The 26,536-nt window shown below is 68.8% G+C and carries 24 protein-coding genes and 1 pseudogene; 15 read left to right on the top strand and 10 right to left on the bottom strand.

Annotated elements, in window-relative coordinates; all coding sequences use genetic code 11:
• Nucleotides 1-14 precede the first annotated feature (14 nt).
• Nucleotides 15-377, top strand: coding sequence for a cupin domain-containing protein (locus tag ACIPEK_RS05805; protein ID WP_327275831.1), 363 nt, complete (start codon nt 15-17; stop codon nt 375-377).
• A gap of 4 nt (nt 378-381) precedes the next feature.
• Here the strand turns inward: ACIPEK_RS05805 and ACIPEK_RS05800 are convergent, their stop codons facing one another.
• The 3 genes from ACIPEK_RS05800 to ACIPEK_RS05790 all read right to left on the bottom strand — a co-directional run bounded on the left by ACIPEK_RS05800 (nt 382) and on the right by ACIPEK_RS05790 (nt 3,407).
• On the bottom strand, nt 382-1,746 hold the full coding sequence (locus ACIPEK_RS05800) for an MFS transporter (protein ID WP_401991108.1): 1,365 nt from the start codon (nt 1,744-1,746) through the stop codon (nt 382-384).
• 108 nt (nt 1,747-1,854) lie between these two features.
• The gene (locus tag ACIPEK_RS05795) at nt 1,855-2,397 is read right to left on the bottom strand and encodes a methylated-DNA--[protein]-cysteine S-methyltransferase (RefSeq protein WP_401991105.1); all 543 of its coding nucleotides are present in this window, start codon (nt 2,395-2,397) and stop codon (nt 1,855-1,857) included.
• Nucleotides 2,398-2,456: 59 nt separating this feature from the next.
• On the bottom strand, nt 2,457-3,407 hold the full coding sequence (locus ACIPEK_RS05790; RefSeq protein ID WP_401991102.1) for a glycerophosphodiester phosphodiesterase: 951 nt from the start codon (nt 3,405-3,407) through the stop codon (nt 2,457-2,459).
• 215 nt (nt 3,408-3,622) lie between these two features.
• Here ACIPEK_RS05790 and ACIPEK_RS05785 point away from each other — a divergent pair, with 215 nt between their 5' ends.
• From ACIPEK_RS05785 to ACIPEK_RS05765, 5 genes are all read left to right on the top strand, one after another.
• Nucleotides 3,623-4,510, top strand: coding sequence for an MHYT domain-containing protein (locus ACIPEK_RS05785; protein ID WP_401991833.1), 888 nt, complete (start codon nt 3,623-3,625; stop codon nt 4,508-4,510).
• A 62-nt stretch (nt 4,511-4,572) separates the two neighbouring features.
• Nucleotides 4,573-6,693 carry an excinuclease ABC subunit UvrB gene (uvrB, locus tag ACIPEK_RS05780; RefSeq protein ID WP_401991099.1) on the top strand — a complete coding sequence of 707 codons (2,121 nt, stop codon included), beginning with the start codon at nt 4,573-4,575 and terminating at the stop codon, nt 6,691-6,693.
• Between the two features lie 131 nt (nt 6,694-6,824).
• Nucleotides 6,825-7,403, top strand: coding sequence for a TerD family protein (locus ACIPEK_RS05775; RefSeq protein WP_073747806.1), 579 nt, complete (start codon nt 6,825-6,827; stop codon nt 7,401-7,403).
• 133 nt (nt 7,404-7,536) lie between these two features.
• The gene (locus ACIPEK_RS05770; RefSeq protein WP_401991097.1) at nt 7,537-9,489 is read left to right on the top strand and encodes a TerD family protein; all 1,953 of its coding nucleotides are present in this window, start codon (nt 7,537-7,539) and stop codon (nt 9,487-9,489) included.
• A 264-nt stretch (nt 9,490-9,753) separates the two neighbouring features.
• Nucleotides 9,754-10,758: a TerC family protein gene (locus ACIPEK_RS05765; protein ID WP_401991094.1), complete on the top strand. Its 1,005-nt coding sequence runs from the start codon at nt 9,754-9,756 to the stop codon at nt 10,756-10,758.
• A gap of 123 nt (nt 10,759-10,881) precedes the next feature.
• Here the strand turns inward: ACIPEK_RS05765 and ACIPEK_RS05760 are convergent.
• A pseudogene (locus ACIPEK_RS05760) lies at nt 10,882-11,067 on the bottom strand (MBL fold metallo-hydrolase); the annotation flags it as partial.
• Between ACIPEK_RS05760 and ACIPEK_RS05755 the strand changes: the two are divergent.
• The 3 genes from ACIPEK_RS05755 to ACIPEK_RS05745 all read left to right on the top strand — a co-directional run bounded on the left by ACIPEK_RS05755 (nt 11,048) and on the right by ACIPEK_RS05745 (nt 15,218).
• Nucleotides 11,048-11,230 carry a hypothetical protein gene (locus ACIPEK_RS05755; protein WP_401991091.1) on the top strand — a complete coding sequence of 61 codons (183 nt, stop codon included), beginning with the start codon at nt 11,048-11,050 and terminating at the stop codon, nt 11,228-11,230. The pseudogene ACIPEK_RS05760 and the gene ACIPEK_RS05755 sit on opposite strands and share 20 nt — an antisense overlap.
• A gap of 567 nt (nt 11,231-11,797) precedes the next feature.
• The gene (locus ACIPEK_RS05750; RefSeq protein ID WP_401991088.1) at nt 11,798-13,765 is read left to right on the top strand and encodes a DUF4231 domain-containing protein; all 1,968 of its coding nucleotides are present in this window, start codon (nt 11,798-11,800) and stop codon (nt 13,763-13,765) included.
• Nucleotides 13,766-14,513: 748 nt separating this feature from the next.
• The gene (locus ACIPEK_RS05745; RefSeq protein ID WP_401991085.1) at nt 14,514-15,218 is read left to right on the top strand and encodes a hypothetical protein; all 705 of its coding nucleotides are present in this window, start codon (nt 14,514-14,516) and stop codon (nt 15,216-15,218) included.
• A gap of 158 nt (nt 15,219-15,376) precedes the next feature.
• On the opposite strand, the gene ACIPEK_RS05740 is transcribed toward ACIPEK_RS05745, so the two are convergent.
• The 3 genes from ACIPEK_RS05740 to ACIPEK_RS05730 all read right to left on the bottom strand — a co-directional run bounded on the left by ACIPEK_RS05740 (nt 15,377) and on the right by ACIPEK_RS05730 (nt 16,515).
• Complete coding sequence (locus tag ACIPEK_RS05740; RefSeq protein WP_401991082.1) at nt 15,377-15,643, bottom strand: hypothetical protein; 267 nt, start codon at nt 15,641-15,643, stop codon at nt 15,377-15,379.
• Between the two features lie 211 nt (nt 15,644-15,854).
• The gene (locus tag ACIPEK_RS05735) at nt 15,855-16,193 is read right to left on the bottom strand and encodes an endonuclease domain-containing protein (RefSeq protein WP_401991079.1); all 339 of its coding nucleotides are present in this window, start codon (nt 16,191-16,193) and stop codon (nt 15,855-15,857) included.
• A gap of 187 nt (nt 16,194-16,380) precedes the next feature.
• On the bottom strand, nt 16,381-16,515 hold the full coding sequence (locus ACIPEK_RS05730) for a hypothetical protein (protein ID WP_401991076.1): 135 nt from the start codon (nt 16,513-16,515) through the stop codon (nt 16,381-16,383).
• 153 nt (nt 16,516-16,668) lie between these two features.
• Here ACIPEK_RS05730 and ACIPEK_RS05725 point away from each other — a divergent pair, with 153 nt between their 5' ends.
• Both ACIPEK_RS05725 and ACIPEK_RS05720 read left to right on the top strand, forming a co-directional pair.
• Nucleotides 16,669-17,019: a hypothetical protein gene (locus ACIPEK_RS05725; protein WP_401991073.1), complete on the top strand. Its 351-nt coding sequence runs from the start codon at nt 16,669-16,671 to the stop codon at nt 17,017-17,019.
• Nucleotides 17,016-18,068, top strand: coding sequence for an integrase (locus ACIPEK_RS05720; RefSeq protein ID WP_401991070.1), 1,053 nt, complete (start codon nt 17,016-17,018; stop codon nt 18,066-18,068). The genes ACIPEK_RS05725 and ACIPEK_RS05720 overlap by 4 nt, the downstream gene beginning before the upstream one ends.
• A gap of 232 nt (nt 18,069-18,300) precedes the next feature.
• Here the strand turns inward: ACIPEK_RS05720 and ACIPEK_RS05715 are convergent, their stop codons facing one another.
• Together ACIPEK_RS05715 and ACIPEK_RS05710 are read right to left on the bottom strand one after the other, a co-directional pair.
• Complete coding sequence (locus tag ACIPEK_RS05715; RefSeq protein WP_401991067.1) at nt 18,301-18,954, bottom strand: MBL fold metallo-hydrolase; 654 nt, start codon at nt 18,952-18,954, stop codon at nt 18,301-18,303.
• A 10-nt stretch (nt 18,955-18,964) separates the two neighbouring features.
• Nucleotides 18,965-19,654, bottom strand: a complete 690-nt coding sequence (locus tag ACIPEK_RS05710) for a maleylpyruvate isomerase family mycothiol-dependent enzyme (protein ID WP_401991064.1) — start codon at nt 19,652-19,654, stop codon at nt 18,965-18,967.
• A gap of 175 nt (nt 19,655-19,829) precedes the next feature.
• Between ACIPEK_RS05710 and uvrA the strand changes: the two genes are divergently transcribed.
• Together uvrA and ACIPEK_RS05700 are read left to right on the top strand one after the other, a co-directional pair.
• Nucleotides 19,830-22,889, top strand: a complete 3,060-nt coding sequence (uvrA, locus tag ACIPEK_RS05705) for an excinuclease ABC subunit UvrA (RefSeq protein WP_401991061.1) — start codon at nt 19,830-19,832, stop codon at nt 22,887-22,889.
• A 416-nt stretch (nt 22,890-23,305) separates the two neighbouring features.
• Nucleotides 23,306-23,734 carry a Rieske (2Fe-2S) protein gene (locus tag ACIPEK_RS05700; protein WP_383067725.1) on the top strand — a complete coding sequence of 143 codons (429 nt, stop codon included), beginning with the start codon at nt 23,306-23,308 and terminating at the stop codon, nt 23,732-23,734.
• Nucleotides 23,735-23,753: 19 nt separating this feature from the next.
• Here ACIPEK_RS05700 and ACIPEK_RS05695 read toward each other — a convergent pair whose 3' ends face one another.
• Nucleotides 23,754-24,680: a hypothetical protein gene (locus tag ACIPEK_RS05695; protein ID WP_401991830.1), complete on the bottom strand. Its 927-nt coding sequence runs from the start codon at nt 24,678-24,680 to the stop codon at nt 23,754-23,756.
• A gap of 229 nt (nt 24,681-24,909) precedes the next feature.
• On the opposite strand from ACIPEK_RS05695, the gene ACIPEK_RS05690 reads away from it, so the two are divergent.
• The gene (locus ACIPEK_RS05690) at nt 24,910-25,548 is read left to right on the top strand and encodes a papain-like cysteine protease family protein (protein ID WP_401991058.1); all 639 of its coding nucleotides are present in this window, start codon (nt 24,910-24,912) and stop codon (nt 25,546-25,548) included.
• 4 nt (nt 25,549-25,552) lie between these two features.
• The gene (locus tag ACIPEK_RS05685; protein WP_401991055.1) at nt 25,553-26,455 is read left to right on the top strand and encodes a hypothetical protein; all 903 of its coding nucleotides are present in this window, start codon (nt 25,553-25,555) and stop codon (nt 26,453-26,455) included.
• Nucleotides 26,456-26,536 lie beyond the last annotated feature (81 nt).

The raw sequence follows: 26,536 nt of genomic DNA, 5'->3' as shown, positions 1-26,536 counted from the left end.
TAGGGTGACCGGCCATGACCACACTTGATCAAACTCCCGCCTCGTTCGCCGTACACATTCCGGACGCCGAGCTCGAACCGGAACCGCTCGACCCCGCACAGATCGTCTCGGGCGAGCCCGCGGTGACCGGCAAGGTGCTCTGGGAGTCGCCCGACGGCAAGCAGCTGCGCGGGATCTGGCAGATCACGCCGGGCGTGGTCACCGACACGGAGGCCAACGAGCTGTTCGTGGTCGTCAGCGGGCGCGCGACCGTGGTGGTCGAGGGCGGGGCGACGCTGGAGGTCGGGCCGGGTGACGCCTGCGTGCTGCGCGAGGGCGACCGAACGACGTGGACCGTGCACGAGACGTTGCGCAAGGCCTACCACATCAGCCTCTGAAACCTCAGAGGTCGGACGTGGGCGCCGTGGGGGCAGGTGTGCCGGCTGCGTCGGGTGAGGCGGGCGCATCGGGCGCGGCCGGCCGGGCGAGCGCCCGGCGCAGTGCCAGTGCCGCCATCGGCAGCAGCAGACATGCTCCGACCGCGTTCAGCCAGCCGTAGCCGGCCCGGGCGACGATCACTCCGGCGATCGCACCGCCGATGCCCGCCGCCGTGTTCATGGTCAGGTCCGACAGGCCCTGCACGGCGGCGCGGGCGGGCTGCGGTACGGAGTCGGTGAGCAGCGCCGAACCGGCGACCAGCCCGGCCGACCAGCCGAGCCCGAGCAAGAACAGGCCTGCCGCCGTCTGACCGTGGCTGGCGCCCGCGGTGCCGGCCAGTAGTGCGGCACAGGAGAGCAGCCCGACCGCCAGACCGATCACGGCGAGCCGGCCGAACCGGTCCGACAGCCAGCCCATCACCGGGGAGAACGCGTACATACCCGCGATGTGGCCGCTGATGACCAGGCCGATCAGCCGGAGTCCGGCGCCGTGATGGCCCAGATCGACCGGGGTCATCACCATGATCGAGACCATCGCGGTGTGCGAGACGGCCACCGTCACCAACGCCAGTCGGGCCATCGGGGACGCCCGGACCGCCGCGACACCGGCACGCAGCGAACGGCCTGCGGGGGACTCGTTGTCCTGTGGCGCCAGCGCCCGCGCGGTGAGCAGCGGGTCCGGCCGCAGCAGCACCCCGACCACCAAGGCGGCCAGCAGGAAGATCCCGGCCGCGAAGAAGAACGGGCCCGCCTTCTCCGATATCGCGGTGCCGCGGAAGACCTGCCCCACCGGGGCCGCGATGTTCGGCCCCAGAACCGAACCGATCGTCGTGGCCCAGATGACAGTGGAGATCGCCCGGCCGCGCCGGTCGGGCTCGACCAGATCCGCGGCGGCGAACCGGGCCTGCAGATTGGCCGAGGAACCGGCACCGAACCCGGCCATGCCGAGCAGCAGCAGCGGGAAGCTCTCCACGACGGTGGCCAGCACCACGAGCCCCGCGCCGAGCGCGCCGATCAGATACGCCAGGACGAGACCGGGGCGCCGGCCGCGCGAGGTCATCAGCGCGGCCAGCGGCAGCGAGAGCAGCGCGGTACCCGTCACCGACGCGGTCGGGGCCAGACCGGACAGCGCCTCGGAGCCGCTCACCTCCGTGGCCAGGACTGGGGCCAGGGCGATACCGATGGGGACGCCGAGGCCGCCGAGTATCTGGCTGGCTATGAGTACTGCGGACGTTCTGCGCCGCAATCCGGGCAGCTCGGCCGCGGTCACCCGGCCGGCGGGGTGGCCGGGCCCGGTGGGGGTGTCAGGTGCATCGAGGGTGTTGGTCACTGGCGCAGTGTGCCAGCCCGTACACAGGTACGAAACCGGGTCCGTCCGGGCACGGACCGCGCACGGACCCGGCGGCCCGGCGCGGGGAGTCGGGTCTTTGCGACCGACTCAGAACAGCGGCTGGGGCAGCACACCCTCCAGAGCCAGCAGCTTCCGCTTGGTTTCGAGGCCACCGCCGAACCCGCCGAGTCCGCCGTCGCTCTCCACCACCCGATGGCACGGCACCACCACCGGCAGCGGATTGGACCCCATGGCAGCCCCGACCGCCTGAGCCGCCCCCGGCTGCCCCACGTGCTCGGCGAGGTCCCCGTATCCGACGACCGCCCCGTACGGCACCCCGGCCGCCAGCTCGCGGAGCACCTGGCGGTTGAAGCCGGAGGTCAGCGACCAGTCCAGGCCGAGCGAGAACTCCCGCAACGAGCCCGAGAAATACGCCGCGAGCTGACGTATCGGCTCGGCGAGCCGTGCGGAGCCGTGACTCTCCACCGGCTCCGCACTGAGTCGCGACCGCAACTGCCCGACCGCCTTCTCCCGCAGCTCGGGACGGGCGTGGAAGACCACGCTCACCAGTCCCGCGTCGGTCGCGGCAAGCAGCAGCGGGCCGATGTCGCTCTCGACGACGGCCCACTCGACAACGCCGTTGCTGTTCATGGGAACCACCGTACGACCGGCCACTGACAACGGGCCGCGGAGACGGGGCGGCGGAGCTGTCAGCCCGTGGCCTCGCGCACCACATCGGGGGTGTTGGTGATGATCCCGTCGACGCCGAAGCCCGCCGTCCTCGCCGCGGTCGCCGCGTCGTTGACCGTCCAGGTGTTGACCCGGAGCTTCTTGCCGTGTGCGCCCTTCAGCGCATGCACCGCCGTCACGTAGTCGGCGGAGATCGACGTGTACGAGGGGTTGATCTGGTCGGTGAACGCTGCGTACGAGGGCAGATCGGCCACTGCGGGGGTGCCGAGGAAGCCGGTCGTGACGTCCGGACGCTGCTGGTGCACCTTCTTCACACTGTCCGCACCGAAGCTCTGGATGACGAGCCTGTTCCTGACGTGGTTGCGGTCGAGCCACCCCTTCCGGCCCAGCACCCGCAGGGTCTCCTTCTCGATGCCCGGGTAGATCTCCGGGCTCTTGATCTCCAGCAGCAGCTTCTGGTGGTTCCGCTCGATCCGGTCCAGGTACTGCTTGAGAGTGGGCACCCGGGTTCCGGCGAACTGCGGACCGAACCAGCTGCCCGCGTCCAGCCGGGCGATCTCGGCGGCCGTGAAGTCCTTGACCGCCCACGGGGCACGGTCCGGGAAGACCTCCTCGACGTCGGTGGTCCGCTTCAGGTCGGTGTCGTGCACGACCACCAGCACACCGTCCTTGGTGAACTGGACGTCGTTCTCCACCCAGTCGAAGCCGAGTGCGTCGGCCTTGTCGACGGCGGCCAGGGTGTTCTCCGGCGCATAGGCCGAAGCGCCCCGGTGGGCGAAGACGACCGGGGCGCCCGGCTTCGCGTCCGCGGTCCGGGCGCTCACGGTCCGGATGCTCGTGCTTGTGCTCGTGTGCCCGGCCGTGGCCGTGCCCCTGCCCGTGGTCTGCGTATCGGCGGTCGACATCAGCAACGCGCCGGCACCCACGAGGGCGGCGGCAGCGACGGCGGCGGTTGCGGTGCGTGCGTACACGTGTACTCCTTGCGTCAGAGTTACGGACGGGCCGAGAGTGGCAGCCGCCCGCCAACGAGGGACAGGCGAAGGATGGCCACAACGTGAACGCCGCCCTTGAGACCGGGTCACGGGCCGATTTCCATATCGATAAAATGCGGCTCTTCTGTTTGTCTGCCGGGCCTCGCGTCTTAGGGTCACCCCCGAACCCGGGCTTCCGCGAAGGGCGTACGAGCATGCACGGCACGATCGACGGTTTCAGCTACGGAGCGGTGACACCAGTCGCGGCCTTCCTCATGGCCTGCCTCGGTGCGGCCCTCGGGCTGCGCTGTACGACCCGTTCGCTGCGCACCGAGCGTTCCTTCAAAGCCGGCTGGCTGGCCCTCGGTGCGACCTCCATAGGCTCCGGCATCTGGACGATGCACTTCATCGCGATGATCGGCTTCTCCGTCGAAGGGGTGACCATCAGCTACGACAAGCCGATCACCTTCGCCAGCCTCGCCGTCGCGATCGGCATGGTCGCCATCGGCATCTTCATCGTCGGGTACCGGGGCGCCACCCGTATGGCAATGGTGACGGGCGGCACCATCACCGGGCTGGGTGTGGCCACCATGCACTACTTGGGCATGGCCGGAATGCGTCTTGAGGGACAGTTCGAGTACGAAACGTTCACCGTGGCCCTCTCCGTCGTCATAGCCGTGGTGGCCGCCACGACCGCACTCTGGGCAGCCGTCTCCATCCATGGTTTCCTGCCCAGCCTCGGCGCCAGCGTCGTGATGGGCGTCGCGGTGAGCGGCATGCACTACACGGGCATGGCCGCGCTGAACGTCCACCTGCACCCCGGCGCCCTCGCCGACCCGGCTTCGGCCGACGGGCGGACCGCCCCCCTCCTGCCACTGCTGATCGGCCCCGGCTGCTTCCTGCTCCTTGCCGCGGTGGTTGTGATGTTCGATCCCCTGATGGTGATGGGCACGCCGGACTGGGACGACCCCGAGGCCATGAACGGGGCCGGACGGCCCCCCGGAATCCCGGCCCAGCGGCAGGTTCCGCGGTTCGGAACACATGCCGATCCGGCGTCGTCCCACTCGCGTCCGCGCGATCCCGCGCCGCCGGGAGAATGGTGACCTCGGCCCGGCACTGCGGCTGACCCGGCCCGGTTGTCAGCGGTGGGTCGTACGGTGGTTGCATGCGGCCCGTTTCGAAGATCGAACGTTCGGTGGCGCCTTTCGAGGTCGTCAGTCCCTTCCAGCCCAGCGGCGACCAGCCCGCGGCCATCGCCGAGCTGGAGCGGCGCATCCGTGCGGAGGAGAAGGATGTCGTCCTGCTCGGCGCGACCGGTACCGGCAAGTCGGCGACCACCGCCTGGATGATCGAGAAACTACAGCGCCCCACCCTCGTGATGGCGCCGAACAAAACGCTCGCGGCCCAGCTGGCGAACGAGTTCCGCGAGCTGCTGCCCAACAACGCCGTCGAGTACTTCGTCTCGTACTACGACTACTACCAGCCCGAGGCGTACGTCCCGCAGTCGGACACCTACATCGAGAAGGACTCCTCGATCAACGAGGAGGTCGAGCGGCTGCGCCACTCCGCGACGAATTCGCTGCTCACCCGGCGCGATGTCGTCGTGGTCGCCTCCGTCTCCTGCATCTACGGCCTCGGTACGCCCCAGGAGTACGTGGACCGGATGGTCCAGCTCAAGGTCGGCGACGAGATCGACCGCGACCAGCTGCTGCGCCGCTTCGTCGAGATCCAGTACAGCCGCAACGACCTGGCGTTCACCCGCGGCACCTTCCGCGTCCGCGGCGACACCATCGAGATCTTCCCGGTCTACGAGGAGCTCGCCGTCCGAATCGAGATGTTCGGCGACGAGATCGAGGCGCTCTCCACCCTCCACCCGCTCACCGGCGAGGTCATCAGCGAGGACCAGTCCCTCCACGTCTTCCCGGCCAGCCACTACGTCGCAGGCCCCGAGCGCATGGAGAAGGCGGTCAACGGCATCGAGCAGGAGCTGGAACAGCGCCTCGCCGAGCTGGAGAAGCAGGGCAAGATGCTGGAGGCCCAGCGGCTGCGGATGCGTACCACGTACGACATCGAGATGCTCCGGCAGATCGGTACCTGCTCCGGCGTGGAGAACTACTCGATGCACTTCGACGGCCGCTCACCCGGCACCGCCCCCAACACCCTCCTCGACTACTTCCCCGAGGACTTCCTCCTCGTCCTCGACGAGTCGCATGTCACCGTCCCGCAGATCGGCGCCATGTACGAGGGCGACGCCTCCCGCAAGCGGACCCTCGTCGACCACGGCTTCCGGCTCCCCTCCGCGCTCGACAACCGCCCGCTGAAGTGGGAGGAGTTCCTGGGCCGGATCAACCAGACCGTCTATCTCTCCGCCACACCCGGGAAGTACGAGCTCTCCAGGGGCGACGGCTTCGTGGAGCAGATCATCCGCCCCACCGGCCTCGTCGACCCGGAGGTCGTCGTCAAGCCCACCGAGGGCCAGATCGACGACCTGGTGCACGAGATCCGCACGCGCGCCGAGAAGGACGAGCGGGTCCTGGTCACCACCCTCACCAAGAAGATGGCCGAGGACCTCACCGACTACTTCCTGGAGCTCGGCATCCAGGTCCGCTATCTGCACAGCGACGTCGACACCCTGCGCCGCATCGAGCTGCTGCGTGAGCTGCGCTCCGGTGAGTACGACGTACTGGTCGGCATCAACCTCCTGCGCGAGGGCCTCGACCTGCCCGAGGTGTCGCTGGTCGCCATCCTCGACGCGGACAAGCAGGGCTTTCTGCGCTCGGGGACATCCCTGATCCAGACCATCGGGCGCGCCGCCCGCAACGTGTCGGGGCAGGTCCATATGTACGCGGACAAGATCACCCCGGCGATGGCGCAGGCGATCGACGAGACCAATCGCCGTCGTGAGAAGCAGGTCGCCTACAACACCGAGCGCGGCCTCGACCCGCAGCCGCTGCGCAAGAAGATCAACGACATCGTGGCGACGATCGCCCGCGAGGAGGTCGACACCGAGCAGCTGCTCGGCACCGGCTACCGCCAGACGAAGGGTGCCAAGGCTCCCGTTCCCACGCTGGGCGTGAAGGCGGCAGGCTCCAAGAAGGCCGGGGGCAACGGCGCGGTGGTCACCGACCGGCCCGCCACCGAACTGGCCGGAATCATCGAGGAGATGACCGACCGGATGCGGGCAGCCGCCGCTGACCTGCAGTTCGAGGTGGCGGCCCGACTGCGCGACGAAGTCGGTGAGTTGAAGAAGGAGTTGCGTCAGATGCGCGAGGCGGGCCTCGCCTGACCCCGTCGCACCCGGTGTGTTGCAGGACCGACACAAAAACGCCCCAAGCGGCCACGCGTTCGGTGTGACTGCGTAGGGTGCTGGAAAACCGCGCACGGACGGTGGCGGGGCAAGCGGAGAGGGGACAGCGCGTGACGGTCAATATGACCAAGGGTCAGGCCATCAGCCTGCAGAAGAGCGACGGGGGGACCCTGACCGCGGTACGGATGGGGCTCGGCTGGCAGGCGGCGCCGCGCCGCGGTCTGTTCGGTTCACGTACGAGGGAGATCGACCTCGACGCTTCGGCGGTGCTGTTCGCCGACAAGCAGCCGGTCGACGTGGTCTTCTTCCGTCACCTCGTCAGTGACGACGGCTCGGTCAAGCACACCGGGGACAACCTGGTCGGCGGCGCCGGTTCGGGCGGCGACGACGAGGCGATCCTCGTCGATCTGCAGCGGGTGCCGGTCCACATCGACCAGATCGTCTTCACGGTGAACTCCTTCACCGGCCAGACGTTCCAGGAGGTGCAGAACGCCTTCTGCCGCATCGTCGACGAGACCAACGGCCAGGAGCTCGCCCGCTACACGCTGGACGGCGGCGGGCAGTACACGGCCCAGATCATGGCGAAGGTGCACCGTTCGGGGAACGGGTGGCAGATGACCGCCCTCGGCAACCCGGCCAACGGCCGCACCTTCCAGGACCTGATGCCGGCGATCCTGCCGCACCTGTAGGCACGGCCGGACCAGCCGGTCGACATCGGTACGCGCAGCTCCCGGAGGCATCGGCCGCCGGGAGCTGCACCACATCGCGCCGCTCCGCACGACACCGCACCACTCAGCGGCAACTCATCGAGGGGACAGGGCAATGACGGCCGAGCTGGTCCGGGGGCAGAATCACACCTTGCCCCAGACCCGTCTGGAGATCCGGGTATCGGCCGGCACGCCCGTCGTGGCCGGTGCCACGCTCGGCGACGAGGGCGGCACCGTGCACGGCACCGAGTGGGTCGCCCACCCGGGATCGCCACAGCTGCCCGGGCTCGAGGTGTCCGGACAGGCCGCCGCCGAACACCGGCTCGCCGTGGACCTCGACGCCCTGCCGGCTTCGGTGCACCGGGTCACCGTGCTGCTGGCCCTGCCCGCGGGCGTCGGCGGACCGGTCCGGTTCGGCGCGGTCGCCTCACCGTTCGTCGCTGTCACCGGGCTCGAAGGCAGCGAGATCGCCACCTTCACCCTCACCGGCCTGGACAGCGAGTCCGCCGTCACAGCCCTGGAGCTCTACCGCCGCCAGGGTGCGTGGAAGGTCCGCGCCGTCGGTCAGGGTTACGCGGGCGGCCTCGCCGCCATGCTCGCCGACCAGGGCCTGACGCAGGCGGCCGAGCTGGCCCACTCGATCCAGGACGCCGTCGCCCGCGCGATGGCCCGCTCGGTCGCACCGCCCCCGCCGCGCACCCCGGACGGTGACCGGGTCGGTCACGGCACGGGCCCCGTACCGCCCTCGGACGGCCGCCGACCCCCCGTCGCACCGCCGACGGCCACCCAGCCCCCCGAGCCGCTCGCCGAGCCCACCAACCCGCCGTCCGCGGCCACGACGGGCGGCCCCATCAACTACGCGCACCCGCGCCGCCAGACATCCGCACCCCCGCCACCCCCTCCCACCGCCCCGCCCGCCGAACCGGGCCACGCCGCCCGGCCCGTTGCCGGGGACGCGACCGGCTGGTCCATGGAGGAGCGCCTCTACAACCAGATATGGGGCATGTTCGAGGACCTGGCCCGCACCACCGCCGCGTACCGCAGCGCCGTCGACTTCGCGGAGTCCCGCATGGACCAGGAGCTCGACCGGACCCTGTCCGACCCGCGCAACCGGCTCGGCGGCGCCGGCGACCGGGCCCGCGAACAGGCCCGTACCAAGCGCGACGAGCTGACCGCCCGGGCCCGCGAGGTCCTCGATCGCGACCTCGCCCAGCTCGCCGCCGAGTCCGCCGTCGTGGAACCCGCGCTCCCCGCCGCGTACGCGGGATGGGACAACCCCGTCTGGCACGCCTACCGCGTCCCGATGGAGATCCCGATGGCGCTGCGCATCGGCGACCTCCATCTGCCCGAGAGCCCCGACCTGCGCATCCCGCTACTGGTCCGGCTCCCTCTGGAGCGCGGGATCTGGGTCGACAGCGGCCGTACGGCCTCCGAGGCCGCAGCCCTGATGGACACCGCCCAACTGCGCCGCCTGGCCATGGAGAACGCGGTCGCGCACGCGGCCCGGCTGCTGGCCGTCTATCCGGCCGACGAGTTCTCCGTCCATGTCATCGACCCCGCGGGCTCGGCGGCCGGAGCGCTCGCCCCGCTGGTCGATTCCGGGGCCCTCGCCGGGCCGCCCGCCGCCGGAGCCGGGGGAGTGGCCTCGGTCCTCGCGCAGCTCACCCGGCGCGTCGACCTGGTGCAGATGGCGATCCGGGCCGGCGCCGCCGATTCGCTTCCGCCGGACCTCGACACAGGCGAACAGCTGCTGATCGTCAACGACTTCCCGCACGGCTTCGACGACCGGGCCGTCACCCAGCTGCGCTACCTCGCAGACGAGGGGCCCTCGGTCGGCGTCCATCTGCTGATGGTCGCGGACCGCGAGGACGCCGGCGCGTACGGGCCGGTGCTCGACCCGCTGTGGCGCTCGCTGCTCCGGATCACCCCGGTCGCCGACGACCACCTGGCCGATCCCTGGGTGGGGCACGCCTGGACGTACGAGCCGCTGAGGACGCCGCCGGGCAGTCGGGTCCTTGAGCAGGTGCTCGCCAGGGTGGCCGCGGCCCGCCGCCCCCGGCGCCCCTGAGTCCTGGAGCGGAAGCGACTACGTATCAACGCCCCTGACCTGCTCTTTTGGAAGATCTTTACCCTCCTCTTTACCTTTCCTTGGTGTTCCCTGTACTGTTCTTTGGGCGGAGGGGAGTACTCCCATACGCGGCGTGCCCGTCAGTACGGACTGTGACCGGTCCCGGGGCGCCGGCCCGTGGTGCGCAGCCCGTGCGCCCGGGTGGAAGAGACCTCCGGCAGCGACGACGCTGATCAGTAGCCGTAGCGAACTGCCGGAGGCGCAGTGGACGTTTCATGGACCCTCTGGGTGCTGACCATTCTTGGTCTGTCAGCCCTTATTGCCGTCGACTTCTTCATCGGGCGCAAACCCCATGACGTGACGACCAAGGAAGCCGGAATCTGGACGATCATCTGGATCGCGCTGGCCGCGCTCTTCGGACTCGGCCTGCTGGTCTTCGGTGAGAGCCAGGCGTCGGGCGAGTTCTTCGCCGGCTTCATCACCGAGAAGTCGCTCAGTGTCGACAACCTCTTCGTCTTCGTCCTGATCATGGCGAAGTTCTCGGTCCCCTCCCACCTCCAGCAAAGGGTGCTGCTCGTCGGTGTGCTGATCGCGCTGGTGCTGCGAGCCATCTTCATCGCTGCCGGTGCCGCCGTCATCGCCAACTTCTCGTGGGTCTTCTACATCTTCGGCGCGTTCCTGATCTACACCGCCTGGAAGCTCATCCAGGAGGCGCGGGCCGACGAGGAAGAGGAGGAGTTCGAGGAGAACCGACTCCTCAAGACGATCGAGCGCCGCTTCGGGGTCGCCGACCGGTACCACGGCACCAAGCTCTTCATCCGTAACAACGGCAAGCGCGTCCTGACGCCGCTGATGGTCGTCATGCTCGCCATCGGCACCACCGATGTGCTGTTCGCCCTGGACTCCATCCCCGCGATCTTCGGCCTGACCCAGGACCCGTACATCGTCTTCACCGCCAACGCCTTCGCCCTGATGGGGCTGCGGCAGTTGTACTTCCTGATCGGCGGGCTGCTGAAGAAGCTGGTCCACCTCAGCTACGGGCTCTCGGTCATCCTCGGCTTCATCGGCGTGAAGCTGGTGCTGCACGCACTGCACGAGTCCGGAGTGCACGTCCCGGAGATCTCCATCCCGGTCTCGCTCGGTGTCATCTGCGGCGTGCTGGTGATCACCACGATCACCAGTCTCATCGCCAACAAGAAGCAGGAGCAGGCCGAGGCGGCCGCGGAAGCGGACAAGGCCGCGGACAAGGGGTCCAGCATCGACGCCTGACCGCGGCGGACGGCCCGGCGGCCGTCCGGCCGGGCAGGAACCGGTACCGGCCGGGGCGAGCAACTGTCCGTTGCCCGCCCCGGCCGGTGTTTGTACGGGTGGAGAGTGCCCCTGCGGCTGCCGTCACCAGCCCCGGGCGCGCCATTGCGGCAGCTGCGGACGTTCGTCGCCGAGGGTGGTGTCGTGACCGTGGCCCGGATAGACCCAGGTTTCGTCGGGCAACTGGTCGAAGAGCTTGGTCTCCACATCGTGGAGCAGGCTCGCGAAGGCCTTGGGATCCTTGTGCGTATTGCCGACCCCGCCCGGGAACTGGCGAGGCGTCTACAACCGGCTGCGGATGTGGGCCATCGACGGCACCTGGGAGCGGGTGTTCACCGCGCTGGTCGCACAGGCCGATGCCGACGACGACCTCTGGGTGGGCCAACCATACGAAGGGCTCGCCAGGTCCCGCAGGCAACGTAGGGAAGTTTGACGGTTTGCCACCGAAATTTGACCGTGATCACGGGGACGGTGCTGACGCCACCCGGTGAGCATGTTGTGCAGCTTGTTGAGTCGACGGGGTCGATTGCTGCCAGAAGCACGATGGGGTCGGGCGTGCGACGCTTGAGCTCGCGTGGTTGCTGGTGCTGGAGCGCGATGCGGACGATGCGGCGGTCGAGTCCGTAGCGGGCGCTGAGCTGAGGCCGGCGGGTGCCGTCCTGGTAGGCGTCGAGCAGGAGCATGACGAGGTTGAACCTGGGCGAGGGCTCCGTGGGCCGACGGGGCCCCGTACACGGCCCGTACGCGTTCCTTCCGGCCCCGCACCACCCATGCCTGCGAGGCCGTCAGGCGGACATAGGCCGTTCGGGGCTGGTGATCAAAGAGGACGCCTGCGGCGGCGACTGCAAAGGCGTGGTGCCTCGTCGGCCGCCTCCGGTCAACTCCCGCCCTGCGGCGATGGTTTGACCACGGAATCTTCCTGTACCACAGGTAACCTTCCAGAGACCCCGCGTCATCAGTCGGACGCCCAGACCACCACCACGAAAAGGGGGACCACGCCATGCCTGACGACGCCCCGCCCGCCCCGCCGGCGGACGGGACCGAGCCCTATCCCCCATGGGTGCTCGCCCTCGTGGAACGCATCGAATACAAGGGGCGGAAGCTCACACGCGAGGACGCGTTCAAGCCCTGCCCCCTCCCGTCAGTCAACTGGACGAACATCGAAATATTCATCAACGCCGCTTCCGCTGCTGGCGTGGAGTGGCTAGATCCCTGGTTCGTATCTCCGCACGACAACGACCAGAGCAGGGCCCTTGTGCGATTCGAGCACAACGACGGCGGCGAGAGCGTATGGAAAAGCGTTCGCATTCAGGCGCATCGCCCGACGGCCCCCGACCCGACATGGGGGGACGCCGTCTCTCAGACGCTCACGAGCATGAGGCGCCTGTACCGGACAGTTCCCGACATCCGGAGATCCCCCCGGGGGACCGTGAAAGTCTCCGCCCCCGACCATTACCCGCAGCCGGACACCGAGGAGAACACCGAGATGGGCCCGGAGGAGTACCAACCCGAGGCGGGAGGGGAGCCGGAGGAGCACGAACCCGAATCTGACGGAACACAGCATGGCTCGTCTACGGGGAGCCATGCGGGCCCCGAGTCAGAAGCCGGGGAAGGCTCGGACCTTCGTTACGAGCCATGGGTGTATAAGGTCCTTCCACATCTGGCTCATGACGGCCGTACGCTGAGCGCCGAAGACGCTTCGGAGTCCTTCCCCGGGTACTTCGACTGGTCGCACGTTCACCTGTTCATCGACGCTGCTCTTAACGCGGATGTTCAGGAGTTCATCGAGTGGTTCGTATTCCCCGATCACGACAATCTGTCCAAGGCTACGGTATGGCACAGCCGTGATGATGGGTCGGGAACTCTCTGGGTGGGTGTCCCTATTGGGAATCTAATATCGAATGACAGCATCCAGGAGGATTCTTACACCTGGGGTGATGTGCTAGAAGAAACCTTTCGTAACCTTAATCATATTCCGAATACTCCCGAGGTGAAATATTCGGAGGCGCCCGAGGCTCCTTCGAGGGGAAAGCAAGAGATTCTCCCCGAAGAGACCATTCGGACCCTCGTGGACCGAGCACTCGAAGAGGCTTTCGATAGGGGCTACGAGAGGAAGACAATCGACACAGGCGAAGTGATCACCGAGGGCGGTCATGTCGACGCCGCCCATGTGGAACGGGCCCTGGCCTACCGGCGCACGCATGCGGCGCTAAGCAGTCAGATACGGCTGTCGCGGATATCGCGCTTCCTGGCCGTCTGGTCGGCCCTGACCGGGTTTCTTCTGCTCTCCGCCGCGGCGGTGGTCAACGCGGCCACCTGGCGGCAGGTGGACATGCGGCCGTACAACGCGGCAGGTGGCGTGCTCCTTGTGCTGCTCCTAGTCGTGTTCGTCTTCGGCCGGCGTATGGACACCGGCCAGCCGAAGGGGAAGGAGCCAAAGTCGGTTGCGGCGTTGAAACTGGAAGTCGACCTGTTGGAGGAGCGGCGCATACTCGAAGCGTCCACCGGGGCTCGGTCCTCGAAGGACCGTCAGCACTCCTACCGGGAGTCGATCCCGCAGGAGATCGACCGGCTGCGACGCGAGACGCGGCGGTACCGGCGGGTGCACAACTTCTTTCAGTGGGGTCTGTTCGTTGCGTCGGTGGCCATGATGGTGACCTCGGCTGTCTACGAGCAGCCGCAGCCCGGTAAGACGATACTGATCGGCCTCGGGGCGTTCGTGTCGCTGACCACTGCGGTGACCGGCTACTTCAAGTACCGAGAACGCGCTTTCAACCTCCAGCAGACTTCCGACGCCATCGAACAGCACGTCACCGCCTATGACCTAGCGATCCCTCCGTACAACCAGCAGGACGAGGCGGCCAACCTGGAGAAGCTAGCCGAAAACGTCGAGACGCTGCGGGTGGAGCAGCGCAAGCGCCAGCAGCAGCTAGAGCAGCCCAACCAGGGGCAGCAAGAGGTCATCTGACCGACGGCGGCCCCATCAGTCAAACTTCGGTGGCAATGGATCAACCATCGCTGTCACAGGTCAGTCAGCCGCCTCTCAGAACCCCGTCGCAGAACCTGCAGGTTCTGAAAGGACTTCTGCGACGCGCGACCTGCGACGACACGTCGGCGTCGGAACGGCTCTGGCGCGATACTCGCCCTTCTTGTCTCGTATCAATCCCAACTCCCCTAGATGAGGGGAGACTTCGCGGGTGGTACCTGACTGGAAAGAAAAACTGAACGCGGGCGCGGTACTGGCTGCTCTCTGCACCCTGGGTGTCGCTGTGTACTTTGCGTGGCTCCGGTACGCCTGGCCGCCCATTCGGATACATGTAGTCCTGCGGGCGCGTCACGAGTTCCGGCGGCTGACGAGCCATCTCACCGCTCGTGTCGTGGTCCCCACACACTCCGTCTTACCTGGCGTCGTAACCGGCCTTCCACCGAACAGGCGCCTTGCCGACCTCTGTGTCTCGCGGTGGGCCCGCGCCTTCCTGGCAGATCTGCCGATGCGGGTGTTCTTGGTGACTGTTTCGGTGGTGGCGGTGTGGAACGAGGCCACTATCCGCAGGGCGTGGACCAGGAAGGGCCCTGCGCCACAGGCCGCCAACCCCCTCGACTCTTTGATCGACGGATGTGTGGATGCAGCGAAGTGGGCCATTTTCGTGCTCCCCTCGGAACTCCCTGGGACAGTGGCCCGGATCTGGGAGCACCCGACAGAGACGGTTGGGTTGTTGCGAACCCCTATCGTCGCAGCGCTGCTGTGCTGGGCATTGCTCATGCTGCTCCCCGGCTTCCTTGCGCTCGTGGGGCTCCGCCCCCTTCTGCCTCGGATGAACCAGCGCCGCATCGACGCCGATTCCGAGGCGCGAAACTGGCCGGTAGTGCTGCTGATGCTGTCCGCGGTTCAGTGCGGGCGCGCTGTCGCACGACTTCGAGCGCAGGGACCGCTCGACCTCCCGCCCGTGTCGGTACGCAGGGCGGAGCGGGCGATCCGCCGGGCCTGGAAGACGCGGCACGCGAAGGTGCGTCGGCATCAGCGGCTGGAGCTGAAGGCTCATGCCGCGCGAGTCGTCAGCGCGCTGCGTATGGCGGAGGCCCGGCAGTACGAGGATCCCGAAGAGGCATTGCGGACCATGGCAACCCTGTTGACCACGATCGCTCACCGGTACGCGGAGGGGAACATGCTTCAGCTCCTGGACGAACGTCAGATGACGGGGGCCGAGCCCGTCGCGGATCGCTCCTGGCTGCACTTGGCGGTGTCAGGTCTGTTGATCGTCGGCGTGCTGACGGCGCTCTCCTGGGCCGACCTGCCCGAGATGGCGACCGGCCCGGTTGCCGCGCTGATCATCACGGCCGTGTTCGCGGGGGTCTATCGCGGGCGCATCCCGAGCTATCACGACCTCATCGACATCTTCCGCGGCGCCGACCGGCGCTGAGCGGAAGCATCACGCGCCTCAACACCGGCCTTGGGGAACAGCGGGGCAGCCGATATCGGCTGCCCCGCTGTTCCCCAAGGCCGAAGCTGCCACCAAGTGACAAGTAACTCAGCGTGCGGTTAGGGCCTTGGCTTCTGTGCGGGGTTCAGGAACTCCGCCTACACGGTCGGATTGTCGTCCCGCCCCTGCTCGATCTCGGCCAGAGTTCCCTCGGTCTCCAACTCGGAGATCCTGCGATCCATCTTCTTGTCCTCGGCGTACTTGCGGTACTTGTTCACCCCGTACGCCACCCCCGAGGCCGCAGCGAAGCAGGCCATGTACGTGACCGCCGACTTCTGCCCCTGCGCCCGGTAGAACGCCCTCAGAGCATCAGGGCCGCCGCGTTCCCCTGCTTCCTGAGTAAGCCTCGTCCAGGCGTTGCCCATGCGTCCATTGCCATCTCCGCGATAGCCTTCGGCTCCGCGCCGCTCCTGTTGATGCTGCGGCGCCCGCCGTCGACTGGATGCTACTGGGCCGCCGGTGCCCGCTGCCGCCACTTCGCGCACCTGGGGAAGGCAGGCGGTCTGCCGGGCGCTGGACGACCCCGACGGCCATACGCGGCGAGGTACTGTGCACCACCGAGCGCCGAGTTCGCGCTCACGGAGCGCACCCCGGGCACTTGGCGAAGTACCAGGGGAATCTTCCATCTCTATGCCACCGCGGCTCCATGACGTTGCACGGGTCGCACAACGGACCCCGCACATAATTGTGGACGTGGCAGTGGTCCCAGTTCTGGGCCGTCGATTCGCACAGACAGCACTGGAACGTGTGAGCAGGAATCCGCTTGTAGAGGTGCCCGGCGTACTCGTCGGCGTACACCCGCATGTGGCGCCGCGCTGGCCGCGGCACATCGTCGAGGCGCCGCAATAAGTCGAGGATCTGCTCCTTGCTTCGGCTGTCGAGGTCAGCCAGCTCATCCCACGGGTTGGCAGTCATAGGCAAGGAGGGTAGCCAGCCGACAGAGTCGGACTGGACAAGCCGGGGACACCGGAAAGCGGGCTTGGCGCCGTGAAGCGTCTCGCTCGCAGGATCGTTCCCTGGGAAGCGCATAACGTGTGTTTGGCGTCCGGTCGCGAAACGGGTCGATCGTTCTGAAGGGGTGTCGGAGGCGCCTCCGCATTGATCAGTCGGGCTCGTTCGCCCCGAGTTCCTGCCGCATCGCCGTACGCAATTCGGCGAGAGCGTCTTCGTACTCGCGACGCCCGCCGGAGTACCTCTCGTCTCCTGCGAGAGTGCCCGCCCCTGCTAGGTCGCGCACGTCTCGAGGGCGCCGGAACGTCTTCTCCGATGCGGCAACTACCTTGGCCGAGGCGGTGATTGTGATTTGGTATCGGATCTCTTAGCAGGGCGCGAAGCTGGTCCGGGCCAGCACCGCCTCAGGGCTTCCGGACGACTGGGGCGACCGCGCGACGTGCCGCTTCTGCTCGACGTCCTGGCCCCGGAGGGGCTCCACAGGCACTTCCGGGGGCAGAGACCGCCGTGGGAGCAGGCAGACATCTGCCCGATGTGCGGTGAGGCGGCTCTCGGCGCCGACGTCCGCGTGCGCAGCGAAGCGACCAACTCCCGCTACTTCTGCTTCTGCTGCACGACGGCCTTCGCGACCCTCGTGCCGTGCGACGGCTGCGGCCAGCAAGTCGACACTTCGGCCGCAGGCTCCCCGCCTCTGTGTCACGAGTGCGAGGAGGCGATGGAGACCGAGCCCGAGTACGAACTGCCTTACGAGGGTCCGGAGGACTACGGGTTCACCGAGGAGCGGGGATGACCACCGAGATCGAGCTCCCGGTCCCCGTCCTGGCCGATCGGCTGGCACTCGTCGAGCGGTGGGCCGAGCGGCACGGCGTCGAGGCCGCCCTTCGGCTCGCCGAGGCCGAGGACCTGGCCGACGCCGTCGCGAAGGAGATCACCCCGGAGAGCACCGTCGACACCTACAAGAAGAGCTGGTGGGTGTGGACGCGCTTCTGCGCCGTCACCGAGCTGCCGGAGCTGGAGGGCTCCCGCGGCGCCCTGGTGGCGTTCGTGACGTGGTTGCTGCGCGAGGGCCAGCAGAGCGGCAAGGGCTACGCCCCCAGCTCGGCCTCCACCCACCTTGCGGCCGCCGTCGTCGGACTGCGCGAGCGCGGTGTGAAGGTCTCCGGTGACGACCAGGCCGAGGCCTGCGCCGCTCTGGAGGGCCTGGCGGTCAAGCTCCTGCAGGCCGGGGAACGGCGCGGCCGCGGGCAGGCGGTCGGCGGGGACGTCGAGGGGCTGCGCACCATCGCCCGGGCCTGCCCCGACACACTCGCCGGGGACCGTGACAAGGCGCTGGTGCTCACCGGCTTCAACTACGCCTCGCGCTCCCAGGACCCGGCCGGGCTGCGGACCGGCGACGTCACCCTGCACCCGCAGGGACTGGTGGTCGCGGTGCTCACCGGCAAGACCAAGCACTCGGTGCGCAACGCCAAGATCCGCTACGCCGACGATCCCGAGATTTGCCCGGTCCGCGCGTACGCCGCCTACCGCGCGCGCCTGGTCGACGAGCGCGGCGAGCAGTGGGCCGACCCATCGACGCCGGCGTTCGTCGGCATCGACCGGTGGGGCCATATCACCGGCGGCATGGGGCCCGACTCCGTCACCCGCGCCATTAAGCGGATCTCCGACCGGGCCGGGGTGCCGATCGCCTGGACCGGGCATTCCCTGCGCATCGGGCTCGCCTCCGTCGGGCGCATCGCCATCGCCGACCAGGGCGGCTGGGCCCGCCACTCCCGCTCGATGCTCGGCTACATGCAGCGCGACGATGGCTGGGACGACAATGCGGCGGCCGGCCTCACCTGATCGTGTTCGTCGCCCAGCCGCTACCGGCTACGGGTCCTCCGTCGTGCCGATGGCCATGACGGTCCCGTACGCGGAAATCCCGGCGTGTACGACAACGCAGCCGTGCAACACGGCCCGCCCCGACGGCCGGGAGAAGGTCAGTTCACCACCAGGTCGCACGGGCCCTTCGCTGCGCCGTGCAACGCCGGGCGGGGCCGGCCTCTTTCAGGTCGGCCCCGCTTCGGTATGCCGGTTACCAGCCGCGCGACCGCCAGTCGGCGATGTGCGGTCGTTCCGCCCCTAGGGTTGTGTCGTGCCCGTGGCCGGGGTAGACCCACGTTTCGTCCGGCAGCGGGCCGAAGATCTTGGCCTCGACATCGTCCATCAAGCTCGTGAAGTCTTCCGGGCTTGTTGTCCGCCCAGGACCGCCGGGGAAGAGGCAGTCCCCGGTGAACAGATGCGGGGCTCCGTGCGGGTCGTCGTAGATCAGCGCGATGGAGCCCGGGGTGTGACCGACGAGGTGACGGGCGGTCAGGGCGACCCGGCCCACCCGGATCGTGCCGTTGTCGTCGACCAGGACGTCGGTCGGGACCGGGATGCCCTCGGCGTCGTACCGCCCGGCGTACGTACGCGCGCCGGTGGCCGCCACCACCTCGCCGAGCGCCTGCCAGTGGTCGCCGTGCCGATGGGTGGTGACGACGGAGGTGATGCCGTCGTCACCGATCAGCTGCAGCAGAGTCCCGGCCTCGTTGGCCGCGTCGATCAGGAGCTGCTCGCCGGTGGCCCGGCAGCGCAGCAGATAAGCGTTGTTGTTCATCGGGCCGACGGCGACCTTGGAGATCATCAGATCCGTCAACTCGTGTACATCCGCACGCCCGCCGACCTTGACCGTTCCGCTGTACGTCATACGTCTCAGCCTATAGCGGGGGCAGCGCGGGAAGGGGGCCGCCTTCGACGGTCAGCGCCGAGCCGTCACGGCGTCCGCAGAGCCAGCCGAGCAGCTCGGGGGCCGTACCGCGGACCCTGACAGGACCGCCTTCCGCGCCGCCGCCCGTCGTCCAGGTCCGGCCCTTGTCGTCGGCCGCACCCGTGGACACGACATCGGGGTGCCCGCCGAACCGCTCGGCGAGGAAGTCGATCTCCCGTGTGACGAACTCGTCCGGGAGATCCTCCAGCTCGTAGCCGATGCCCAGGTCGACATGGTGCAGCTCGACCTCGATGCGGCGGCGGAAGGGGATCCGGGAGGCCGAGTCGGTCACGCCGTTGCGCATCGTGACCGTGCGGGACCAGTCGGCCGGGGCCGAGGCGGCGGCCACGAAACGGGCCGCGCTCTCGGCCAGGTCGGCCAGCTGCTCGGCCTTCGGCCGGGTTGCGTCGCGCTCGATGTCGCGGTCGCGGGTTTCGCTGTCTGCGTACATCGGCCGGCCCTGGAGAACATTTACGAGCGCGTCGGCGTTACGAGAGAGGTGCGCAACGACATGGCCGCGGCTCCAGCCCGGCAATCGCGACGGCTCGGCGAGTGCGGAGTCGTCCAATTTCCTGGTGGCGCTGAGCAGCCGGTCGGTCGCTTCACGTACGGCGTCCAGGTCGTGCGCATGATCAATCATGAGGCTGAGCCTAGCCCCGCCACTCATTCGGGTGAAGGAGTCTGCGGCCGTCCGTAAATCGAATGCGCGTGCTATACGCTCGGAGTCGAAAGCTTCGTACATCGCTGTGGCGCCCCCCATACCCTGGGACAGGGGCTCAGTTCCCCCACTTCTCTCCAGAAAGGTGCGGACCGGCGTGGCCGACCGTCTCATCGTTCGTGGCGCTCGCGAGCACAACCTCAAGAACGTCTCGCTCGACCTCCCCCGCGACTCCCTCATCGTCTTCACCGGGCTTTCCGGGTCGGGCAAGTCGTCTCTCGCGTTCGATACGATTTTCGCCGAGGGGCAGCGACGCTACGTGGAGTCCCTCTCCTCGTACGCCCGCCAGTTCCTCGGCCAGATGGACAAGCCGGACGTCGACTTCATCGAGGGCCTCTCACCTGCCGTCTCCATCGACCAGAAGTCGACCTCGCGCAACCCGCGCTCGACGGTCGGCACCATCACGGAGGTCTACGACTACCTCCGGCTGCTCTTCGCCCGGATCGGCAAGCCGCACTGCCCCGAGTGCGGCCGTCCCATCTCGCGCCAGTCGCCGCAGGCCATCGTCGACAAGGTGCTCGGTCTTCCTGAGGGCAGCCGTTTCCAGGTGCTCTCGCCGCTGGTGCGTGAGCGCAAGGGCGAGTTCGTCGACCTCTTCGCCGATCTGCAGACCAAGGGCTACAGCAGGGCCCGGGTCGACGGCGAGACCATCCAGCTCTCCGAGCCGCCCAAGCTGAAGAAGCAGGAGAAGCACACCATCGAGGTGGTCATCGACCGTCTCACGGTGAAGGACAGCGCCAAGCGCCGGCTGACCGACTCGGTCGAGACCGCGCTCGGGCTCTCCGGCGGCATGGTGGTGCTCGACTTCGTCGACCTCCCCGAGGGCGACCCCGAGCGTGAGCGGATGTACTCCGAGCACCTCTACTGCCCGTACGACGACCTCTCTTTCGAGGAGCTGGAGCCGCGCTCCTTCTCCTTCAACTCGCCCTTCGGCGCCTGCCCCGACTGCACGGGTATCGGTACGCGGATGGAGGTCGACCCCGAGCTGATCGTCCCCGACGAGGAGAAGTCGCTCGACGAGGGCGCGATCCACCCCTGGTCGCACGGCCACACCAAGGAGTACTTCGGGCGGCTGATCGGCGCGCTCGCCGCAGCCCTCGGGTTCCGTACGGACATCCCGTGGGCCGGGCTGCCGCAGCGCGCCAAGAAGGCCCTGCTCCACGGCCACAAGATCCAGACCGAGGTCCGCTACCGCAACCGCTACGGCCGCGAGCGCGCCTACACCACCCCCGCGTTCGAGGGCGCGGTGCAGTTCGTCAAGCGGCGGCACTCCGAGGCCGAGAGCGACTCCAGCCGGGAGCGCTTCGAGGGCTATATGCGAGAGGTGCCCTGCCCGACCTGTGAGGGCACCAGGCTCAAGCCGATCGTCCTCGCGGTCACGGTGATGGAGAAGTCCATTGCGGAGGTCTCCGCGATGTCGATCAGCGAGTGCGCCGAATTCCTCGGCCGGATGAAGCTGAATGCCCGCGACAAGAAGATCGCCGAACGGGTGCTGAAGGAGGTCAACGAGCGGCTGAGGTTCCTGGTCGACGTCGGCCTCGACTACCTCTCGCTGAACCGCGCGGCAGGCACTCTGTCCGGCGGCGAGGCCCAGCGCATCCGGCTCGCCACACAGATCGGCTCCGGCCTGGTCGGCGTGCTGTACGTGCTGGACGAGCCGTCCATCGGTCTGCACCAGCGGGACAACCACCGGCTGATCGAGACCCTGGTCCGGCTCCGCGACATGGGCAACACGCTCATCGTCGTCGAGCACGACGAGGACACCATCAAGGTCGCCGACTGGGTCGTCGACATCGGCCCCGGTGCCGGTGAGCACGGCGGCAAGGTGGTCCACTCCGGATCGCTCAAGGAGCTGCTGGGCAACGGTGAGTCGATCACCGGCCAGTATCTGACCGGCAAGAAGTCGATCACGATGCCCGACATCCGGCGCCCCGTCGACCCGTCACGCAGGCTCACGGTGCACGGTGCCAGGGAGAACAACCTCCAGGACATCGACGTCTCCTTCCCGCTCGGCGTGCTCACGGCCGTCACGGGTGTCTCGGGCTCCGGAAAGTCGACACTGGTCAACGACATCCTCTACACCCACCTGGCACGCGAGCTGAACGGCGCCAAGTCGGTGCCCGGCCGTCACACCCGGGTCGACGGGGACGACCAGGTCGACAAGGTGGTACACGTCGACCAGTCACCCATCGGCCGTACGCCCCGGTCCAACCCGGCCACGTACACCGGCGTCTTCGATCATGTCCGCAAGCTGTTCGCGGAGACGATGGAGGCGAAGGTGCGCGGCTATCTGCCGGGCCGCTTCTCCTTCAACGTCAAGGGCGGCCGCTGTGAGAACTGCTCCGGCGACGGCACGATCAAGATCGAGATGAACTTCCTGCCGGATGTGTACGTCCCGTGCGAGGTCTGCCACGGAGCGCGCTACAACCGGGAGACCCTGGAGGTCCACTACAAGGGCAAGTCCATCGCCGAGGTGCTGGACATGCCGATCGAGGAGGGCCTGGAGTTCTTCGAGGCCGTCCCGACGATCGCCCGTCACCTCCGCACGCTCCACGAGGTAGGCCTCGGATACGTGAGGCTCGGCCAGTCCGCGCCGACGCTCTCCGGCGGCGAGGCGCAGCGTGTGAAGCTCGCGAGCGAGCTGCAGAAGCGCTCCACCGGCCGCACGGTCTACGTCCTGGACGAGCCGACCACGGGTCTGCACTTCGAGGACATCAGCAAGCTCATCAAGGTGCTCTCCGGGCTGGTCGACAAGGGCAACTCGGTGATCGTCATCGAGCACAACCTCGATGTGGTCAAGACCGCGGACTGGGTCATCGACATGGGCCCCGAAGGCGGCAACGGGGGCGGTCTGGTCGTCGCCGAGGGAACCCCGGAGCAGGTCGCCGGAGTTCCGGCCAGCCACACCGGCAAGTTCCTCCAGGGCATCCTGGACCCGGACCGGGTGAGCGAAGCCTCGGTGCCCGCGGCACGTAAGCCCGTGCGGAAGGTGACCACGAAGAAGGCGGTCGCTGCGAAGTCGGCCCCGGTCAGGAAGACGGCCACGGCCAGGACGAGCGCGGGCCAGGCCGCCAAGTCCGCTACGGCCAAGACCGCCAAGACGGCTGAGGCGAAGAAGCCCGCGGCGAAGAAGACGACCCGCGCGCGCAAGGCCTGAGCGCCGAAGCGGCGGCCCCCGGAAAACGGAGGCCGCCGCTTCTGCGGGTACGGCGCGCCCTCGCCGCAGGCCCCGGTACGACTGCACGCCCACCGGAACTCGGTGAGGCCTACGCCGCCCCGCCCCCGCGCCCGCACGTCCCCAGGTACCCCGGTCCGCCCGCTCGTCCGACGAGCTGCCCGGTCGGCCCGCGCGCCCCTGCCCCTACGCCCACGTGCCTCCTGTCCATCCGGCACTGGCCCCCTGACCAGGGACAACCGGACTTGGGTGGCCCGGCCACCGACCCCCCGATCTCCGCCGGTATCGTCGGTTCTGTCACCGACGGCTCTGATGCCCCGGCTACCCCTGGTGCTTCCGGGGCCTCAGCCGCCCCCGGTAACCCCTCTGCACCCCGACCCCTGACCAGTGGAGACCGCATGCCCGGCCAGCCCGCCGCCCGCCGTACCGTGCTGAAGGGTGCCGCTCTCGCCGGCGCTGCCGGGCTGGGAGTGGCCGCCTGCTCGACCGAATCGAAGCTCGGTCATGCCGAGACGCCGACGCCGACCGCCCCCGTCCAGCTCGGCGCGGCGGAAGAGATTCCGGTCGGCGGATCCAAGCTCTACCGCGACCAGCGGGTCATCGTCACGTGTCCGGCCAAGGGCCAGTACAAGGCATTCAGCGCCCAGTGCACCCACGCGGGCTGCCTGCTGGACAAGGTCGAGGACAACGTGGGGAACTGCCCCTGCCACGGCAGCCGCTTCGATACGACGACCGGCAAGGCCATGCGTGGCCCGGCGACCGCGCCGCTGCCCTCGGTCCCGGTCAGGATCGAGGGCGGAAAGCTCGTCGCGGGCCCCGAGGCCTGACGCCCTGCCGGGGACGGACTCACTCCCAGTCCCAGTCGATGCCGACCAGGCCGGGCCGTACCCCCTGCTCCACCAGGTGAACGGTCCGGTGCCGGCCGGTGAGCGTGAGATCCGCACGGGCGCCGCGCGGCGCCCCCGCCGAGACCTGAGCGAAGCTCCGGCACCGGACCGGCAGCGCGGCCTCGTCGAAGCCCACCTGCAGCACGTACTGTCCGCCGCCGAAGCTGAAGCCGCGCACGTACTCGCCGCACGGCCCTCCCGTGGCGTCGTCGAAGCCGTAGCCGAAGAGATATGTGTCACCCGCCCTCAGCCGGGTGTCGAAGAGCAGCTCCGCGACGAGCACTCCCGTCTCCCGGTCCCAGCGGACCCGCCCCGTCCGGCAGTTCTCCCGGGCCGCCACCTCCACCCGCGCCGGATCGCAGCCCGGATCGCCCCGGTAGACGGCGAGATAGCGGTCGATGTCGTCCCGGTGCGCGCGCACCACATGCTGCGACTCCCGTTGCCGCAGTTCCCGGCCGGGCCCGATCCGTATCCGTTCGTGATGCCCCACGGTGTGCAGCCCGCCGTCCATCGGTGACCCCATCGTGGCGAGCAACCGCTCCACCGCGCCGGACGCCTCCATCAGGGAACGGTACGAGCGTGCGGCCGGACGGTCGGCGTCCACGCGGCCGTTCCCGGTCTCCAGCAGGCGGAGCAGCGAGTTCCCCGGCAGTTCCAGCACTTCCTCCAGCGCCTTCACCGCCCGCAGGGACTCGGCGCGCTGCGGGCGCCTGGCCCCCTGCTGCCAGTAACTCAGGCTGGTCACACCGACCTTGACTCCGCGGTGTGCGAGATGGTGCTGCACCCGCTGGAGCGGCAGCCCGCGCACCGCGAGTGCGGTGCGCAGCGCCAGATGGAACGGGCCGGTGTGCAGCACCTGCGCCAGCTCGGCCTCGGTGTGCTGCATGAGGTCCTCCAGGTGAACATTCACGACGCGGGGTGGGGAGACCGCATCGGCGGGGGCGGTGCCGCAGGTGGCCGGGGGAGATCCGTTCACGTATTCGCCACGCCGTTCACACCGCGATGTTCCCCCGCATTGAAGCGTGTTGACCCGTCCCCGGCAACGGTTGATGCTCCTCGGACAGCGTCCGGACGCGCTCCTGCGATCACACACCCCCTGCATTGGGAGGAACGCAATGCGCAACCGAAGTGTCCGACCGGGACGACTCCCGATCACGGCCGTCCTCGCCGCCGTACTGCTCGCCCTGCCGACGGCGACCGCCTCAGCAGCGCAGACCCCCACCACGACTGCCTCGGCGGTACAAGGCACCGCTGCCGCCGACAGCGGCATCGCCGCCACCCAGCGCCTGAACATCACCATGCAGACCCAGCAGAAGACCAACTGGTGCTGGGCGGCAGCCGGCAACACCATCGCCACCTGGTTCGGCCGCAACTACTCGCAGAACCAGTTCTGCAACGCCGCCTTCGGCCGCTCCCAGGGCTACGAGTGCCCCAACTCGCAGGCCTCGCTCGGCAACGTCCAGGACGGTCTCGACTGGGCCGGCATCAACCCCGGTTCGTACGTCACCGGCTGGCTCCGCTACCCCACTGTCCAGGCCGAGATCGTCGCAGGACGCCCCGTCGAGACCCGCATCCAGTGGTCGGCCGGCGGTGGCCACATGCATGTCCTGTACGGGTACGACGACGCGAACAGCTGGGTCTACTGGGGCGATCCATGGCCCTCCAGCAACCGTTACAACTGGGCCTCGCATGCCTGGTACGTGAGCAACAACGAGTTCTCCTGGACCCACTCGCTGTACCGGATCGGAGCGTGACGGAATGATCTCCAAGACCGCACGCACCGCACGCACCGCACGCACCGCACGGTCCGCAGCTGCCGCCCTGGCGGCCACGGGCGTTCTGGCAGGCGCCGCCCTGCTCACTGTCACGGCCCCGCAGGCGGCCGCCGCCACCGGCCCCGCAGCCGATCCGGCCGCCCTGGCCGCCGCCCGTCGAGCGGCCACCGATCCCGCGACCCTGGACACCCTGTCCCGGTTCTTCGCCCGCGAAGGCAAGATCACAAGGTCGGCGGCCGCGCCGCGCATCGAGGGCACCGCCGTCCCCGTACGCACCCTCGATCCGGACTTCGTCGCGGGGAAACCGGGAGCGCCCGTCGCCAGGCTGGACTACCTCGCCACCACGGCCGTCTCCTCGGACGGCCGGAAGGCGTCCCTGTGGACCCTTCCGAAGGGAGGGAAGGAAGGGAAGGACGGCGGCTGGCAGGTGGTGAACATCGCCACCGGCGACGACGAGAGACGGTACGCCGCCGCGGGCGCCCACAAGCTCCCCGGCGGGACGGTCTTCCGCGAGCCGCAGATCGACGCCTGGTACGTCCAGAAGGGGGCCGAGGTGCTCCCGCTGGACCAGGACGCGGTGCGTGCGGTCGGCGCCCGCGGCACCACACTCGCCGCCTACCGCGCCCGGGTACGGGAGGCCTACGGCGACAAACTCCCCGGCTCCGGTTACGACCGCTCCGGCAAGGCGGGGGGCTACGCACCGTCCGCCACTGCTTCCGGCCCCCGGGAAGGCGTCGGCGGAACCCACCGGGTGGCTGCCGCGAGCACGGCTTCCGACACGGCCTTGACCGCCACGTCGGCCGCCGCCGGAGCGGGTGCCCTCGCCGTGCTCGCCCTCGGCGGCATCACGGCACTGCGCAACCGCCGCCACCGGGAAACCCCGTGACCGGCAACGGCACCCGCTGACCCCGTGCTCCGGGGCGCGCTCCCTCAACCCGCGCCCCGGAGCACGGCACCACTGCCGATC

Origin of the sequence: Streptomyces sp. NPDC088246 (genome assembly GCF_044741025.1) — a bacterium.
Lineage (GTDB): Bacteria > Actinomycetota > Actinomycetes > Streptomycetales > Streptomycetaceae > Streptomyces.
This window is presented reverse-complemented; position numbering and strand designations above follow the sequence as displayed.